Here is a 14,431-nt window from a genome sequence, read left to right as displayed (position 1 = left end):
GGCATCTAGCTTTTTCATATCAGCCATCACCGATATTTTAGTTCTCTCCCCCCCATAAAACCGTCCTTCGAGCCACCGACACAAAACTGTCAAAAATCGTTCAACAAACCTTCATACGAAACCAATAGTATTTCGATCGACAGAAAAAATACATATTAGGGTTTCGAATGATAGACAGCTTATCAACAAGACAAAAAGAGATTCTGGAGCTACTCAAAAACCACGGTGGCAAGGTGTCCAGTGCTGAGCTCACAGAACATTTTGACGTGTCGGTACAGACCATACGAAAAGAGTTGAATCTACTCAGTGAATTGGCATTGGTAAAACGCGTTCATGGGGGAATCTGCTTGCCAGTACAGCGTAGTAACTTGTCTTTTTCGAATCGACAAATTATTCACCTCGAAGAGAAAAAACAGATCGCCAGCCAGCTAGTAGCTTACTTGCCAGAAGGCTGCAGTATCTTTTTAGGCATAGGCACGACCCCAGAGCAAATTGCTCGTCACCTGATTCATCACCCGGGCTTAACTGTCATCACCAACAACCTAAATGCTGCCATCGCCTTATGCGAAAACCCTAATATTGAAACCCATATGGTCAGTGGCCGCATTCGTGCCACCGACCAAGACGTAGTCGGTGAAGACGCCACTCAATATCTTAGAAAGTTTCAGGTTAACTACGGTATTTGCGGTGTTGGGGGCATCTCCAGCACTGGTGATTTACTCGATTTTTCACCTGAAGAATCCCACTTATCCCAAGCTATTTTGGACAACTGTGAACAACGTCTATTAGTGGCAGATCAGCACAAATTCCAACGCAGCGCGCCGGTTAAAAGCAGCCATCTGAAAAACATCGATATGTTTTTCACCAACCATATTTGTCATGAACTCATGCAATTATGCGAGCAGCATGACGTGAAAGTTACAACGGCAGATAACACATCTGCGAGGTCATTATGAGTTTTTTAAAGGTTTCCAACTTAACCAAAGAATACGCTAATCATTGTGTGGTCAATGATATTAGTTTCTCTATCGAACAGGGGGAATTTATCTCCCTACTAGGACCAAGCGGCTGTGGTAAATCGACCACTTTGAACATGATTGCAGGGCTGGAGTCCCCTAGTGGCGGCGAGATTCATCTAGGAACTAACAACATCACCCACTTGCCACCCGGCAAACGTGGCTTATCCATGGTGTTTCAGTCCTATGCATTGTTCCCTCACCTAACCGTGAAGGAAAACATCTTGTTTGGCTTGAAAGCACGACGTGTAGATAAACAAGAGCAGATTAAACGACTCAAGCATGCTATTGAGCTGGTCGGCCTTGGTGAACATATCCACAAGAAACCCAGCCAACTTTCTGGCGGCCAATGTCAGCGTGTGGCGCTCGCTCGAAGCATCGCTTCACAAGCGCCATTGTGTTTGATGGATGAGCCGCTTTCTAACCTAGACACCAAGCTACGTAATGAAATGCGCAATGAGCTGCGTCAGTTGCAAAAAAGCCTCGGCCTCACCCTAGTTTATGTCACCCATGATCAGATCGAAGCCATGAGCATGGCCGACAAAATCATACTGTTAAACCAAGGCCAAGTAGAGCAGCAAGGTACGCCCGAAAGTTTCTATCAGCAGCCAGAGTCGACCTTTGTAGCACGCTTTATCGGTCATCCGCCCATGAACCTGATCCCCCATGGGGAGCATGTCATAGGCATTCGCCCTGAACATATCGAGCTGAACTCGGCAGGCCATGCCGCCACGATCAATAGCTGTGATTACCAAGGCGCGACCACTGTCATCAATGCGGACATTGTCTCTGGCCCCTATCAAGGCGCTAAAGACATTCAATTGTCCCTGATGGGTAAACATCATTTAAGCACAGGCGCACTGCTCAATATCCTCTGGCCTGAGCAAGAACAACACCTTTTTTCCAAAACAACTGGCAAACGTCTTGCCGGGGTATAGCACTATGAAAATCAACCTGAAAGGAGCGACTGTAATGCGTAAAAACCTGAAGAAACTTCTCACTGTGGGAGCAATAGGGCTGAGTTTTTCAGCGTTAGTGCATGCCAAAACAGAGTTAACCATGTACTACCCTGTCTCCGTTGGCGGGTCGTTAACCAAGGTGGTGGACTCCATTGTGGCCGACTTTGAACAACAAAACCCAGACATTGACGTTAATGCAATTTATGCCGGCAACTATAATGATGCCCGCGTTAAAGCGTTAGCAGCACTGAACAGTGGCAAGCCTGCACAATTATCCGTGATGTTCTCCATTGATGTTCATGAACTGATGGATTTAGACGCTATCGTGCCATTCGACGAGGTGATCAGTACTCCGGAAGAAAAAACTTGGCTAAACAGCTTCCACCCAGCATTAATGGAAAATGGCATAGTCGATGGTAAAACCTACGGCATTCCTTTCCAGCGCTCGACCATTGTTATGTACTACAACAAAGACATGTTCCGCGCCGCAGGCCTAGACCCAGAAAAAGCCCCAAGCAGCTGGCAAGAGCTGATCGACATGGGTCAGAAACTGACGAAAAAAGACAGCTCTGGCAAGGTTACCCAGTGGGGTGCCATGATTCCTTCCACGGGTTACCCATATTGGATGTTTGGAGCCTTAACGAAAGAAAAAGGCCACAAATTAATGAACCAAGCGGGCAACAAAACCTACTTTGATGACCCGAAAGCCATTGCCGCTCTAGAGTTCTGGCAAGACCTAGGTGATAAATACCAAGTGATGCCAAAAGGCACCATTGAATGGGGTACCCTTCGCCAAAACTTCCTAGAAGAAAAAACCGCCATTATGTGGCATTCGACCGGCAACCTGACCGCAGTGAAAAACGCGGCTAAGTTTGACTTCGGTGTGGCTATGTTGCCTGCCGATGTAGAGCGCGGTTCACCAACAGGTGGCGGTAACTTCTACCTATTCAAAAACGCGACCACTGAAGAGAAAAAAGCGGCTTTAGAGCTAGTGAAGTTCATGACATCACCAGAGCAAGCGGCTAAGTGGAGCATCCAAACAGGCTACATGGGCATCAGTCCAGCGGCTTATCAAACGCCAGAGCTGAAAGAGTATGTAAGCAGCTTCCCACCTGCGGCAGTGGCGCGTGATCAGCTTAAATTTGCCACGGCTGAGCTGTCTACGCATCAATCAGGTCGCGTACGTAAACTGCTAGATGATGCTATCCAAGCAGTACTAAACGGCCAACAGAGTGCTGAGCAGGCGTTAACCTCTGCCCAGAAGCAAGCTGACCGTATTCTGTCTCGTTACCGTTAATTTTCACCTGAATACAGCGGGGCCTTTGTTGGCCCCGCACTGAGATCAAAGATGTTTAAAACCTACAAAGCTCAAGCTTGGTTACTATTAGCACCAGCCCTAATTCTTCTGGTCGCTTTTACCTATTTCCCCATTGGCAATACGGTATGGCGCAGTTTTTTCGGCTTTGGCGTACAAATGGGCGACTACCTCAGCGATGAGAATTATGCCCGCTTAATGGAAGACACAGTTTTCTGGAAAGTCCTTAAAAACAACCTGCTTTATGCCCTAGTAACAGTCCCTGCTTCGATCGTGCTGGCATTAGTCATGGCACTATGGGTCAACAGCAAGATTGCTGGGCAAAGCTTTCTGCGACTTTCCTTCTTCACCCCTACCATGTTACCTATGATTTCCGTCGCAAATATTTGGTTGCTATTTTACAGCCCAGAAATTGGCTTATTTAACAGTGTATTAGAAAGCTTTGGTGGTTCAGGAATCAATTGGTTAGGGGACCCGGACACTGCCCTGTACAGCTTGATGGCGATGACCATTTGGAAAGAAGCAGGCTTCTTTATGATTTTTTATCTCGCGGCATTACAAACTATTTCGCCTGACTTATATAAAGCCGCCAGAACCGAAAATGCTTCTGCTTGGTACATCTTTAGACGCATCACTTTTCCACTGCTGATGCCGACGACGTTATTTGTTTTCGTGAACGCCTTACTGAATGCGTTTAAATTGATTGACCACCTTTTCATCTTGACCAAAGGCGGCCCAAACAACGCAACCAATTTGTTACTTTATTATATCTACGAAAACTCATTTGCCTTTTTCGATACCGCTTATGCTTCCGCACTTACCGTGGTCTTGCTACTGGTGTTGATCATTATGGCACTCATTCAATTCGGCATTATTGAACGTCGTGTTCACTATTAATTCCCTAACAGTAGAGATCAATCATGAATAAGTTATTCACCGCCTGCTCTTCTAGTGTCGCTTGGGTCTTCGCCCTGCTTTGGGTATTTCCTTTGCTGTATGCCTTTTGGGCGGCGTTTCACAGCGCAGAATATGCCACCAGTTTCCAGCTTTTTGCGCCATTGGAAATCAACAATTTTATTAAAGCCTGGGATCAAGCGCCTTTCGTGCGGTACATGCTTAATACTTTTGCGATCAGTCTATTGACCCTAGCAGGACAATTAATCGTCTGTACCCTAGCGGCTTATGCGCTCGCGCGTATTGCCTTTCGAGGCCGAGCACTAATCTTTAGCTTGATCATTATGCAGCTGATGGTGACACCGGAAATACTCATTGTAGAGAACTACCAAACACTCGCTCAGTTACGCCTAATTGATACCTACTTTGCCGTGGCCATTCCTTACATGGCCAGCGCCTTTGGTATTTTCTTGCTACGCCAGAGCTTTAAAAGTGTGCCGATGGATTTAGAAAATGCCGCCAAGCTTGAAGGCTGTAACCTTTTACAAATCATTTGGAAGGTCTATGTGCCGCTCGCTAAACCCACCTATGTGGCTTATGCCTTGGTGTCGATCAGTACCCATTGGAATAATTTTCTTTGGCCACTGGTGGCGACCAATACCGAAAACAGCCGCCCATTAACCGTCGGCTTATCGATTTTTGGCGCACCAGAATCCGGAGTGGACTGGGGCGTCATCTGTGCGGGCACCTTGATCTCTATCGGGCCATTACTGGTGGTATTTATTCTCTTTCAGCGCCAGTTCATCCAATCCTTTATGCATGCAGGAATTAAATAATGCGGATACTCAGTTGGAACATTCAGTCCACCAAGGGCTGCGATGACGTCTATGATAGCGAGCGAATTATTAAGGATATCAAGGCCTTTGGCGAACTTGACGTTATCTGTTTGCAAGAAGTGGCTCGCTATCTTGAGCCTTATAACAATGACGACCAGAAACAACTATTTGAAGAGGCCTTTGCCGACTACCACAGCGCTTGGGCACCGGGCTTTAGCCGCCCTTTGGATGCTCACAGAAGACAAGAATTTGGCAATCTCACCTTGGTAAAACACGGTAAACTGTTGGATCAGCGCAGTCACCAGCTGCCAATGCCTTGTGTGTTACCCGCGATACAAATCCCTAGAACCCTGGTAGAAACCGTGATTCGCTACCATGATTCGAGTATTACTCTGCTTAATACCCACCTTGCCTATCATTCAGCGCTAGAGTCCCAGCAACAGTTAGGTTTTTTAGCCAATTTAAAAGCTCAGATACTGAGTCATGTATCGCCTTTGCAAACACCGAACCCTGCACGGTTCGATCAAGATGCTTACCACAGTGCGGAAAAGGGTCATCATGTACTGCTTTGTGGAGACCTAAATGTTGCGCTCGACAGCCCGTCTTACCAACAACTTACGCAAACGGATGGCTGGCTTGATTGCGCCACGCTTACCGCCAGCGACTCGCGACAACCCACCTGTGGCGTGCATGACCAAGCACTTTGGCCTGAAGGCCCACACACCCGAGATTACTTCTTGTGTGGTTCGAGTTTACAGAACCTTATCGACTCACTGGAAGTGAACACAGACACCATGGCTTCGGACCACCAGCCCATCTGCCTTACTTTAAAAGACTAATTACTTATGACTATGCCAGAACAATTACCAGCCCACCTTAACCAAAACATTCGCGTGCTATTTACCGATGTAGACGACACCCTGACCTACAAGGGCGAAATTCCCTTCGAGACAATACAAGCCATACATCAATTAAGAGCGGCAGGCATTTTAGTGGTGCCTGTCACTGGCGCCAGTGCTGGCTGGTGCGACTGCTTATTAAAAACCCTACCGATCAAATACATTGTCGGTGAGAACGGCGCCTTTTATATGGAACAAGCCGAGGGTGGCCATACTATTACGCACTTTCTAAAGGCTGCGGAACGAGTTGAGAAAGACCTAGCGCAACTGAAAGCGCTCGCTCAACAACTGAAAACCACCTTTGCTGATATCGGCTTCACACAAGACCAAAACTTTCGCATTAGCGATGTGGCACTAGACATAGGTCAGGCTGTCAAAGTCGAGTTCTCAAGAGCAAAAAAAGCCACTGAATGGCTGAAATCTCAAGGCGTCAACGCCAAGCTTAGCTCGATTCACATCAACACTTGGATCGGCGATTACAACAAAGCCAGTGGCGCTCTAGCATGGATTGATGCTCAGCAAATCCCCTTAGCGCAATGTGCTTTTATCGGTGATTCCACCAATGACGAGGCCATGTTTGAAGCCATGCCGTTATCCGTCGGTGTAGCCAATGTTCAAAAATTTTTACCGACTCTGAGCCACAAGCCCGACTACATTACCCAACAAAATGGCGGACTAGGTTTTGTCGAACTTGCCAAGGCACTGCTAAACAAAAACTAACAGCAGCCTGCTAGCATCACCCCACAGCAAGATTTGTGGGGTGATAAAAAGGAGTCTGTTAGCTCAACATACAACCAAAACTCAGCTTATTGTTATCCAAATCCCTTACATATGCGGAATAATAAGGTCCTCGTAAGCCCAGCTCACCTTCACAACGTCCACCTAATTTAAGCGCCTTATGATATAAAGCACTGACTTCTTGCTCACTATCACAGACAAAGCCCAACATGCTGCCATTGCCATTCGTGGCGGCAGCTTGGTCAAAAGGAATCGCAAGCGCAAAAGTCATTTGAGCCTTTTGCCAATAGGTCATCCTATCCGTAGCAAACACCTGATTAAAACCGGAATCGGCCAATAAAATGTCATAAAAGCGGACGGCCTCGACCATATTATTGGTTCCCAAAACAACGTAATTCATCTCCATTTTAACACTCCATATATCACTCAATAAAAAATTATAAATTCTAAAAACTAGACAACTAACCTTATTAGCCTCCTGTAGAGGTCGACGCTGCTGCGAAATACGCCATGATCTCTGCACGAGTCATTTCTTCGGTTTGATTCGCAAAGCAATAATATTCTGGCCGTTGATCACTAAAATACTGCATAGTCATTTCTAAAGGACCAAGGTCTGAAAAAATGCCAACCGGCATGTTATAAGCGCCACTTTCCAGCAACTGATAAAACAAGTGAGTACCACATTCAGCACAGAAGGCTCGCGACGCCCAAGCCGAAGATTCATATAATTTGATGTGTTCACGCCCCTCAATGACAACATCTGTGCCACATTGCACCGCAAAGAAAGGCGCTCCACCCCAGCCACGGCAGCTCTCGCAATGGCAAACGGTAAAGTTAGGGTTAATCTGATTGGCAGTAATACTGACAGCACCACATAGGCACTTAGCTTTGGCGGCTAACATAAAGCGACACTCCTTTTACACGACCTATTGAACGTTAAATTAATAATGATCAGTGTAGAGGGGCGTACTGACAGCCTTATGTCAGGGGGTTAAATATTATTCGCTTGAACGCTTAAAATACTCTTCTAACGTCATATCGTGTGGGGCAAAGTTCTCGTTTAACAGCTCGATACTTTGAATCCTATCTAAACGAAAGTTTCTAAAGTCTTGACGAAGTCGACACCAGGCGACGAGCATCCAACTGTATCTTGTATTCAATAATGCAAAAGGCTCCACCTTTCTAATGGAGGCCTTCAATGCTTCATCTGAATAGTGGATATTAATCAGTAAAAAGTTTGTTAATGCCTGTTGAAGGGTCGATAAATTATCGCTGTTTCTTTCTTGCTTTTTCATTTGGCTAAATTGGGTCCGCTCAGATAGCAGGTTTACCCTAGCTTTTTGGCCTGTATTGAGAGTGGATTTGATCTTATCAATGGCATCTGAATAGTCCTTCACTAACGATGCGTCCTTGTTGTGAAGCACCAACTGCTCCACCACGATCAAAGCATTCGCCTCACTTTCCGTAAACATAATCGGTGGCAGTCGATAACCATCGACTAAGCGATACCCCTTGCCTTCTTCTGTGTAAATAGGCACACCAGAGCTTTCTAAAGCACGAATATCTCGATAAATGGTTCTTACACTGACCGAAAATCGCTCTGCTAACTCAGTGGCCGTCACTAAAGACTTGGTCTGCAACAGCATAGTGATTGCCGTTAGCCGTGAGATACGTTTTACATCGCCACCATTCATGACATGTCGCCCCATTAAAAGTGTAGGTAGGTGTTCATCAGCATTTTATACATAACGACAGAAAACAAATCACAGAAGCTGCTTTTTCACTGACAATATGGTGTTGATGAGATGGTCTGGAAAGTTTTGGTCTTTTTTATGGGCCAAGCCTACCACCCGCTTTAACTTCACATCATGAAGTGGTCGTAAGCAAATGTCGTCTCGACCACGGGAAGAATGCTCAGGGATCAAGGAGATGCCCAAACCTGCGGCAACCAGATCCAGTGCGTATTCCTCGGTTTTCACTTGCGCGCGCACGTCTGTGGTTAACTCCTGCTTTTGCATCAGGTAGTTCCAAGACTCCAAGATGTCGCAGGAGGTACGAGAGATAAAAGGCTGTTTATCGATTTGCTTAATGGACAGGGATGCATATTCCGCCAAGCTATGATCAAGGGGCATAGCAATGACGTAATGATCTTCCCACAAAGGGTAAAAGACATCTTCCTTGGTAATGTAGTGGTTACTGGTAAAGTACAGGTCCGCACTTTCCGACTCGTCCACCAGCTTTAAGCTTAGCCTTGGCACTTCATCTAGCATGGTTTTCAGTGCTTGGCTTACTAAGGCCCCAGAGAGAAACGGCGTTAAGGAAATGGATAAGGTGATGGGGGCGGGGGACTCAAGAAACAAATTTCGCATATCACTTAGATCATTCACCATTTTACAGGCATAGGGATAGAGTAATTTGCCGCTGTCCGTAGGCGAAACGCCCTTGGAATGTCGCACAAAGAGCTTAACATTTAAGTCCTCTTCCAGATGCGCCACCATGGTCGAAATGGAGGGCTGAGCAATAAAGCAACGCTTCGCAGCGGCGTTAAAGCTGCGCTCTTCATATACGGCAATAAAATAACGTAACGATCGAATGTCCATACTCATCACACCTTAAATAGAGTCACCTTTAATATATCGAACTCGCCCCCCCAATAGCTATAGGAAAAACCTTGACCAGTGGAAGATAAACAGTATTTTCTATTCGTCAGCAGGCTCGATATGGTTAATGAAGTTTAAATTTCTCTTCAAATACACGCACATTAGAGGTTTCAGATGTCATTAGCTTGCTTAGAAGTACTGGGTATAAACGCCCTAAAACAAGGCGATACTTATTACAGCCTGCTCACAGGAAACACCAAAGCACTAGGAGAAGGCTCCAGCTTTTCAGTTTACAGCCCCATTGACGCAGAGAAACTTTCTAGCTTTAACAATGCCACCCCAAGCCAGCTAGACGCAGTCAACCTAGAGCTTAAAGAAGCCTTTAAAGTATTGCGCTCTATTCCCGCACCTCGCCGTGGTGAGTTGGTTCGTCGCATTGGTGATGAAGCCCGCAAATATAAGCATGAATTAGCACAAGTGATCTCCTTGGAAGCGGGTAAAATTGTTCCAGAAGCCTTGGGGGAAGTACAAGAATGGATTGATGTCTGTGATTTCGCAGTGGGTCAATCTCGCATGTTACATGGTTTGTCTATCGTGTCTGAACGCCCTGGCCATCGCATGATGGAACAATGGCATCCACTTGGCCCTGTTGCAGTCATTACCGCCTTTAACTTCCCAATGGCAGTGTGGGCGTGGAACGCTATGCTTGGCCTAGTATGTGGCAACCCGATTCTACTAAAGCCTTCCGAAAAGGCGCCTCTGTGTGCTTTGGCCATGTATCAAATCGCACAAAACGTCATCGCTGACATGGAAGATATTCCAAAAGCCGCCGTCTCTGTGATGATAGGTGATCGTCAGCTTGGCGAAGCCATTGCCGCTAGCGACACCTTCCCGCTGGTTTCAGCAACCGGCTCTACCGCCATGGGTCGCGCTGTTGCCCAAACTGTCGCCGGTCGCCTTGGCCGCTCCTTACTCGAACTGGGTGGCAATAACGCCATGATAGTGTCGGCCACGGCTGATCTTGAGTTAGCGTTACGCGCCATTGTGTTCTCTGCCGCAGGCACAGCGGGACAACGCTGTACTACCTTGCGCCGCTTAATCACTCACGAAAGTGTGGTGGACACCTTGGTTGAGCGCCTAAGTAAATCGTATGACTCTTTACCTATCGGTAACCCATTAGCAGAAGGCAACCTAGTCGGCCCACTGATCGATGAAGCCAGCTATAACAAGATGCAGGCGTCTCTCGCCGCGGCTCAGCAACAGGGCGGCACCATTGTGTGTGGTGGTGAACGTGTCACCGAAGGTGTGCCTGCCAAGGGTTATTATGTGAAACCAGCCATTGTGCGCATTGCCCACAACGCGCCTATCGTTCACGAAGAGACTTTTGCCCCTATCTTATACGTGCTGACGTACTCAGATTTCGAAGACGCTATCAATATCCAAAACGAAGTGCCGCAAGGGCTTTCCTCTGCTGTGTTCACTGAAAGCATTCGTGAAGCGGAAAGCTTTATGTCACCAGCTGGGTCAGATTGTGGCATTGCCAATGTCAATATTGGTACCTCTGGTGCGGAAATTGGTGGCGCGTTTGGTGGCGAAAAAGACACTGGCGGTGGCCGCGAATCTGGCTCCGATGCGTGGCGTAATTACATGCGCCGAACCACCAATACCATTAACTATGGCGGTGAGTTGCCATTGGCTCAAGGTATTGTCTTTGAATAACAACTAACCGGTATGGCCAACAAAAGTTGGCCATACTTTTGCTTCTATCATCTCATCACGTTTCCTTCTGAAGGTGAGCATTATGTCTGAGCCCTTATGTGATTCTTTATGGAGAGCCAGTGCACCGCAAGGTCCAACACTGACTCCCTTGATAGGCGAGTTAGAGGTAGATATTGCCATTGTTGGCGGTGGCTTTACCGGTCTTTCCGCAGCCTTGCATCTGGCAAGTTTGGGGGTATCTGTAGCGGTCATTGAAGCCCAAGAAATTGGCTTCGGTGGCTCTGGTCGCAATGTTGGTCTAGCCAATGCAGGCTTATGGTTAGAGCCCGATAAACTGGACAAAGCCATAGGCGCCACGGCGGGTAAAAAGCTTTATGACACCCTAGCCTCAGCGCCAGACTATGTGTATCAACTCATCGATAAATACCAGATTCAATGCGAAGCGACCCGTAACGGCACCCTCCATGCTGGAGTGGGGAAATTAGGTCTAAAACAATTGCAGCGCCGCTACGAGCAAATGTCTCGTCGTGGGGCACCAGTTCAGCTATTAGGTAGTGTCGAAGCACAACAACGCATTGGCTCCACCAAATTCAACTCCGCCTTGTTCGACCCAAGAGCTGGCACCATTCAACCATTGGCCTATGCCCGTGGCTTAGCCCATGCAGCCTTGCAAGAAGGGGCAAAATTATTTGATCATTCTTCTGTGCAAAAAATGGAGCCAACCAGTAAGGGCTGGAAGCTTTTCAGCGAGCAAGGGCACATTCATGCAGGCAAAGTGATATTAGCCACCAATGCCTATTGTGAATATGCGGCTAAACAGCAAGACCAAAAATTCATTCCTATTCATTACTCACAGCTTGCCAGCAAACCTCTGAGTGAAGCGCAATTAGCGAGCATATTGCCCAACAAAGAAGGTGTATGGGATACCTGCACCGTCATGAGCTCCTTCCGCCTAGATCAACAAGGCCGCTTTATCTTTGGGGGTATGGGAGGCAAAAGTGGCGCTCTAGAGAATTGGGCAAGCCAGAGAGTAAGCGACTTATTCCCAACGCTTAGCAAAGTTGAGTGGGATTATTATTGGACGGGGACAATCGCCTGTAGCGAGGATCACATTCCCCACTGCCAAGAGCTACAACCTGGTCTTTATAGTGTGGCGGGGTACAGTGGCCGTGGAATTGGACCAGGCACCATGGTGGGGGCAGAACTCGCCCAATGGCTAACGGGAAATATTGAAAGCTTATCCATCCCAACAACTCTCTTAAGGGACGTACCTTTTCGAGAAGTGAAGCGCATGTTTTATGAAATCGGTGCCCACGCTTATCACCTTGGGCAACAGTCACATGCCTTGGACTAAAAAGCCCTTCAAGCTATAACCAATTGATGATTAAGTAATAAATCATAGCCTCTAGTTTTCAATTCAGAGGCTATTTCACTCCCGCTTTAGTCTTGCTCGAGAATATATTTAACCAACGAATCCGTGTGACACTGCAAAGAATCAATCAGCGGAATTGAACAAGGGACGTCTTTTAGCAACAAAGGAAACTCGGTACAACCAAGAATAACCGCTTGTGCTCCTTTCTCTTTTAACGACTCAATAATCTTCAGAAACAAGGCTTTTGTTTCATCATCAAACACACCCATAGAAAGCTTGTTGTACAGAGCTTCTTGAATCTCACCTTGTTCTGAAGCAGGCGGCACAATGGTTTTTACCGGATATCTTTCCTGTAATCGACCCTTAATGAAATCTTCCGCCATAGTAAAACGGGTACCAATCAGGCCAACCGTATCCAAGCCATTGCTTTTAAGATTATCACCAATGGCATCCGCCACATGCAGAACAGGAATCGAAAGAGACGCTTGTAATTGCTCGTACACCTTATGGGGCGTATTGGCACAGAAAGAAACGGCATCAACACCTAGGCTTTGTAACTTCTGCCCAGCCGCTACCATAATATCGCCGATTTTATCCCAATCATCAGAACGCTGTAGATCGTGAATCTGCTTCTGATTGAGGTTAATCAGCACCAATGGAGGGTTCACATTGCCATCGTAATGATCGTTTACCGCTTGGTTTATGCCCGCATAGTACTCCACCGTAGAATGCCACGACGTTCCACCAATCATTCCTAATTCTTTCATTTAGCTAACTACTCCTAAAATGACACTGAACCAATATAACCATGCCTCTGGCGGTAATTCATATAACCTCCGTTTACTTAATATCGCTAATAAACCGGCGCTGTATCACAAGCACAAGGTAGCCAAACGTAACGGCATTTTGGCAGTCAAATTTATTGTCTTGTTTTATACCATCATATATTATCGTACGGAAATGCCGTACATATTGAGGTCGCTATGGATACTGTAAGTGTAAATCAATTTAGAGATAAGCTGAAAAGCTTTGTAGAACAAGTTACTACAAACCACGAACCGCTAAAAGTTACACGTCGAGCAGGTGAAGACTTTATTGTAATGAGCGCCGACGACTGGGAAAGAGAGCAAGAAACTCTTTACGTTTTGCAAAACTCTAGCTTAATGCAACAAATTGCTGAATCGGCTGGCACACACGCAAATAGTTCAGGTTATACCCCAACCAATGAGGAAATGGATGAGATCACTGGTATTTGAAGGCAGAACCTGGGAAACATACGAAGAACTGCGCGAAAAAGATAAAAAGCTGCATAAGGCGTTATGTAAGTTATTAAAAGAAATGCTTCGTAATCACCCAAGCCAAGGAACAGGTAAACCGGAACAGTTACGGCACAATCTCACTGGATTTTGGTCTCGACGCATTTCTCATAAAGATCGATTAATTTACAAATTTGATGATAAATCGATCTACATTTTTGCCATTGGTGGGCACTACGATGATCGCTAACTAAAATGGTCACCTAACGGTTATGAGAGTTGCGCTGCTTTTCAAGCCAACCACTTATATTTTTTTACAAATGAGTCAGAATAGTTTGCTTCGCAATGAACTTCTGTGACTGAATATAGGAGGATTAGGGCTTATCTTTAGATGTACTCAATACACTAATTATTGCAATATATAGTTGGGGCCAAAAGGGATAGAATTATGAATTGGAATCAGCGTTATTGGTTAATCGAGTTACTTGCTTATTGGGAAGGAAAAATTAACTCTATTCCAATAAATGACGCTCTATTCAAGCAACTTGAAGATCACATGAAAACGCATGGTCGATTCTTCGATTGCATCAAATCTTTCAGAAAATACTTAAAGACCACCAGTATAAAATTACCTCAAGGACAGTCTTCACATGTTCTAAGGCATAGCTTCGCAAGCCATTTCATGATGAACGGTGGAAACATACTGACATTACAAAAAATTCTTGAACACTCAACGATTATAATGACAATGAGGTATGCTCATCTTGCTCCCGAACACCTTAATGAAGCAGTTAAGCTAAACCCATTAAATGACCTCTAAAATACAC

17 protein-coding genes are annotated in these 14,431 nt (G+C 46.0%); 12 read left to right on the top strand and 5 right to left on the bottom strand.

The genetic code is table 11. From position 1 onward, the window contains the following. Positions 1–167 precede the first annotated feature (167 nt). The 7 genes from ACUM5Y_RS10300 to ACUM5Y_RS10270 are packed head-to-tail and all read left to right on the top strand — an operon-like array spanning position 168 to position 6,639. The gene (locus ACUM5Y_RS10300; RefSeq protein WP_445976792.1) at positions 168–956 is read left to right on the top strand and encodes a DeoR/GlpR family DNA-binding transcription regulator; all 789 of its coding nucleotides are present in this window, start codon (positions 168–170) and stop codon (positions 954–956) included. After that, positions 953–1,954, top strand: coding sequence for an ABC transporter ATP-binding protein (locus tag ACUM5Y_RS10295; RefSeq protein WP_445976791.1), 1,002 nt, complete (start codon positions 953–955; stop codon positions 1,952–1,954). Before ACUM5Y_RS10300 ends, ACUM5Y_RS10295 begins: the two co-directional genes overlap by 4 nt. 34 nt (positions 1,955–1,988) lie before the next feature. Then, positions 1,989–3,272: an ABC transporter substrate-binding protein gene (locus tag ACUM5Y_RS10290; protein WP_445976790.1), complete on the top strand. Its 1,284-nt coding sequence runs from the start codon at positions 1,989–1,991 to the stop codon at positions 3,270–3,272. 51 nt (positions 3,273–3,323) lie between these two features. After that, positions 3,324–4,187 carry a carbohydrate ABC transporter permease gene (locus tag ACUM5Y_RS10285; protein WP_445976789.1) on the top strand — a complete coding sequence of 288 codons (864 nt, stop codon included), beginning with the start codon at positions 3,324–3,326 and terminating at the stop codon, positions 4,185–4,187. Positions 4,188–4,210: 23 nt separating this feature from the next. Next, complete coding sequence (locus ACUM5Y_RS10280; protein ID WP_445976788.1) at positions 4,211–5,020, top strand: carbohydrate ABC transporter permease; 810 nt, start codon at positions 4,211–4,213, stop codon at positions 5,018–5,020. Next, positions 5,020–5,859: an endonuclease/exonuclease/phosphatase family protein gene (locus ACUM5Y_RS10275; protein ID WP_445976787.1), complete on the top strand. Its 840-nt coding sequence runs from the start codon at positions 5,020–5,022 to the stop codon at positions 5,857–5,859. Before ACUM5Y_RS10280 ends, ACUM5Y_RS10275 begins: the two co-directional genes overlap by 1 nt. Positions 5,860–5,865: 6 nt before the next feature. Further along, entirely contained in the window at positions 5,866–6,639 is a 774-nt protein-coding gene (locus tag ACUM5Y_RS10270) for an HAD family hydrolase (RefSeq protein ID WP_445976786.1), read from the top strand. 58 nt (positions 6,640–6,697) lie between these two features. Here ACUM5Y_RS10270 and ACUM5Y_RS10265 read toward each other — a convergent pair whose 3' ends face one another. From ACUM5Y_RS10265 to ACUM5Y_RS10250, 4 genes are all read right to left on the bottom strand, one after another. Continuing rightward, positions 6,698–7,063, bottom strand: coding sequence for a VOC family protein (locus ACUM5Y_RS10265; protein WP_445976785.1), 366 nt, complete (start codon positions 7,061–7,063; stop codon positions 6,698–6,700). A 64-nt stretch (positions 7,064–7,127) separates the two neighbouring features. Continuing rightward, positions 7,128–7,559 (bottom strand): GFA family protein, encoded by a 432-nt coding sequence (locus ACUM5Y_RS10260; RefSeq protein WP_445976784.1) that lies wholly within the window; start codon positions 7,557–7,559, stop codon positions 7,128–7,130. Between the two features lie 96 nt (positions 7,560–7,655). Continuing rightward, positions 7,656–8,351, bottom strand: coding sequence for a helix-turn-helix transcriptional regulator (locus ACUM5Y_RS10255; protein ID WP_445976783.1), 696 nt, complete (start codon positions 8,349–8,351; stop codon positions 7,656–7,658). Positions 8,352–8,420: 69 nt separating this feature from the next. Continuing rightward, positions 8,421–9,257, bottom strand: a complete 837-nt coding sequence (locus tag ACUM5Y_RS10250) for a LysR family transcriptional regulator (RefSeq protein WP_445976782.1) — start codon at positions 9,255–9,257, stop codon at positions 8,421–8,423. Positions 9,258–9,431: 174 nt separating this feature from the next. Between ACUM5Y_RS10250 and amaB the strand changes: the two genes are divergently transcribed. Both amaB and ACUM5Y_RS10240 read left to right on the top strand, forming a co-directional pair. After that, positions 9,432–10,976, top strand: coding sequence for an L-piperidine-6-carboxylate dehydrogenase (amaB, locus tag ACUM5Y_RS10245; RefSeq protein WP_445976781.1), 1,545 nt, complete (start codon positions 9,432–9,434; stop codon positions 10,974–10,976). Positions 10,977–11,058: 82 nt separating this feature from the next. Further along, entirely contained in the window at positions 11,059–12,330 is a 1,272-nt protein-coding gene (locus ACUM5Y_RS10240) for an NAD(P)/FAD-dependent oxidoreductase (protein ID WP_445976780.1), read from the top strand. Between the two features lie 86 nt (positions 12,331–12,416). Here the strand turns inward: ACUM5Y_RS10240 and ACUM5Y_RS10235 are convergent, their stop codons facing one another. Continuing rightward, a complete protein-coding gene (locus ACUM5Y_RS10235) occupies positions 12,417–13,115 on the bottom strand; it encodes an aspartate/glutamate racemase family protein (protein ID WP_445976779.1) in 699 nt (232 codons plus the stop codon). Between the two features lie 216 nt (positions 13,116–13,331). Here ACUM5Y_RS10235 and ACUM5Y_RS10230 point away from each other — a divergent pair, with 216 nt between their 5' ends. From ACUM5Y_RS10230 to ACUM5Y_RS10220, 3 genes are all read left to right on the top strand, one after another. Then, complete coding sequence (locus ACUM5Y_RS10230; RefSeq protein WP_445976778.1) at positions 13,332–13,604, top strand: type II toxin-antitoxin system Phd/YefM family antitoxin; 273 nt, start codon at positions 13,332–13,334, stop codon at positions 13,602–13,604. Continuing rightward, entirely contained in the window at positions 13,585–13,854 is a 270-nt protein-coding gene (locus ACUM5Y_RS10225; protein WP_445976777.1) for a Txe/YoeB family addiction module toxin, read from the top strand. Before ACUM5Y_RS10230 ends, ACUM5Y_RS10225 begins: the two co-directional genes overlap by 20 nt. Before the next feature lie 198 nt (positions 13,855–14,052). Beyond that, positions 14,053–14,424 (top strand): tyrosine-type recombinase/integrase, encoded by a 372-nt coding sequence (locus ACUM5Y_RS10220; protein WP_445976776.1) that lies wholly within the window; start codon positions 14,053–14,055, stop codon positions 14,422–14,424. Positions 14,425–14,431: the final 7 nt, after the last annotated feature.

This window comes from Marinomonas dokdonensis (genome assembly GCF_052747885.1).
The sequence above is the reverse complement of the archived record's forward strand: the minus strand, read 5'-3'. Positions and strand labels throughout refer to the sequence as shown.

Bases quoted from the DNA above. Each gene is read 5' to 3' on its own strand.
- ACUM5Y_RS10260 (WP_445976784.1), bottom strand. From the start codon at position 7,559: ATGTTAGCCGCCAAAGCTAAGTGCCTATGTGGTGCTGTCAGTATTACT.
- ACUM5Y_RS10270 (WP_445976786.1), top strand. From the start codon at position 5,866: ATGACTATGCCAGAACAATTACCAGCCCACCTTAACCAAAACATTCGC.
- ACUM5Y_RS10225 (WP_445976777.1), top strand. From the start codon at position 13,585: ATGAGATCACTGGTATTTGAAGGCAGAACCTGGGAAACATACGAAGAA.
- ACUM5Y_RS10275 (WP_445976787.1), top strand. From the start codon at position 5,020: ATGCGGATACTCAGTTGGAACATTCAGTCCACCAAGGGCTGCGATGAC.
- ACUM5Y_RS10250 (WP_445976782.1), bottom strand. From the start codon at position 9,257: ATGGACATTCGATCGTTACGTTATTTTATTGCCGTATATGAAGAGCGC.
- ACUM5Y_RS10300 (WP_445976792.1), top strand. From the start codon at position 168: ATGATAGACAGCTTATCAACAAGACAAAAAGAGATTCTGGAGCTACTC.
- ACUM5Y_RS10265 (WP_445976785.1), bottom strand. From the start codon at position 7,063: ATGGAGATGAATTACGTTGTTTTGGGAACCAATAATATGGTCGAGGCC.
- ACUM5Y_RS10255 (WP_445976783.1), bottom strand. From the start codon at position 8,351: ATGAATGGTGGCGATGTAAAACGTATCTCACGGCTAACGGCAATCACT.
- ACUM5Y_RS10295 (WP_445976791.1), top strand. From the start codon at position 953: ATGAGTTTTTTAAAGGTTTCCAACTTAACCAAAGAATACGCTAATCAT.
- ACUM5Y_RS10290 (WP_445976790.1), top strand. From the start codon at position 1,989: ATGCGTAAAAACCTGAAGAAACTTCTCACTGTGGGAGCAATAGGGCTG.
- ACUM5Y_RS10230 (WP_445976778.1), top strand. From the start codon at position 13,332: ATGGATACTGTAAGTGTAAATCAATTTAGAGATAAGCTGAAAAGCTTT.
- ACUM5Y_RS10285 (WP_445976789.1), top strand. From the start codon at position 3,324: ATGTTTAAAACCTACAAAGCTCAAGCTTGGTTACTATTAGCACCAGCC.
- ACUM5Y_RS10280 (WP_445976788.1), top strand. From the start codon at position 4,211: ATGAATAAGTTATTCACCGCCTGCTCTTCTAGTGTCGCTTGGGTCTTC.
- ACUM5Y_RS10220 (WP_445976776.1), top strand. From the start codon at position 14,053: ATGAATTGGAATCAGCGTTATTGGTTAATCGAGTTACTTGCTTATTGG.
- amaB (WP_445976781.1), top strand. From the start codon at position 9,432: ATGTCATTAGCTTGCTTAGAAGTACTGGGTATAAACGCCCTAAAACAA.
- ACUM5Y_RS10235 (WP_445976779.1), bottom strand. From the start codon at position 13,115: ATGAAAGAATTAGGAATGATTGGTGGAACGTCGTGGCATTCTACGGTG.
- ACUM5Y_RS10240 (WP_445976780.1), top strand. From the start codon at position 11,059: ATGTCTGAGCCCTTATGTGATTCTTTATGGAGAGCCAGTGCACCGCAA.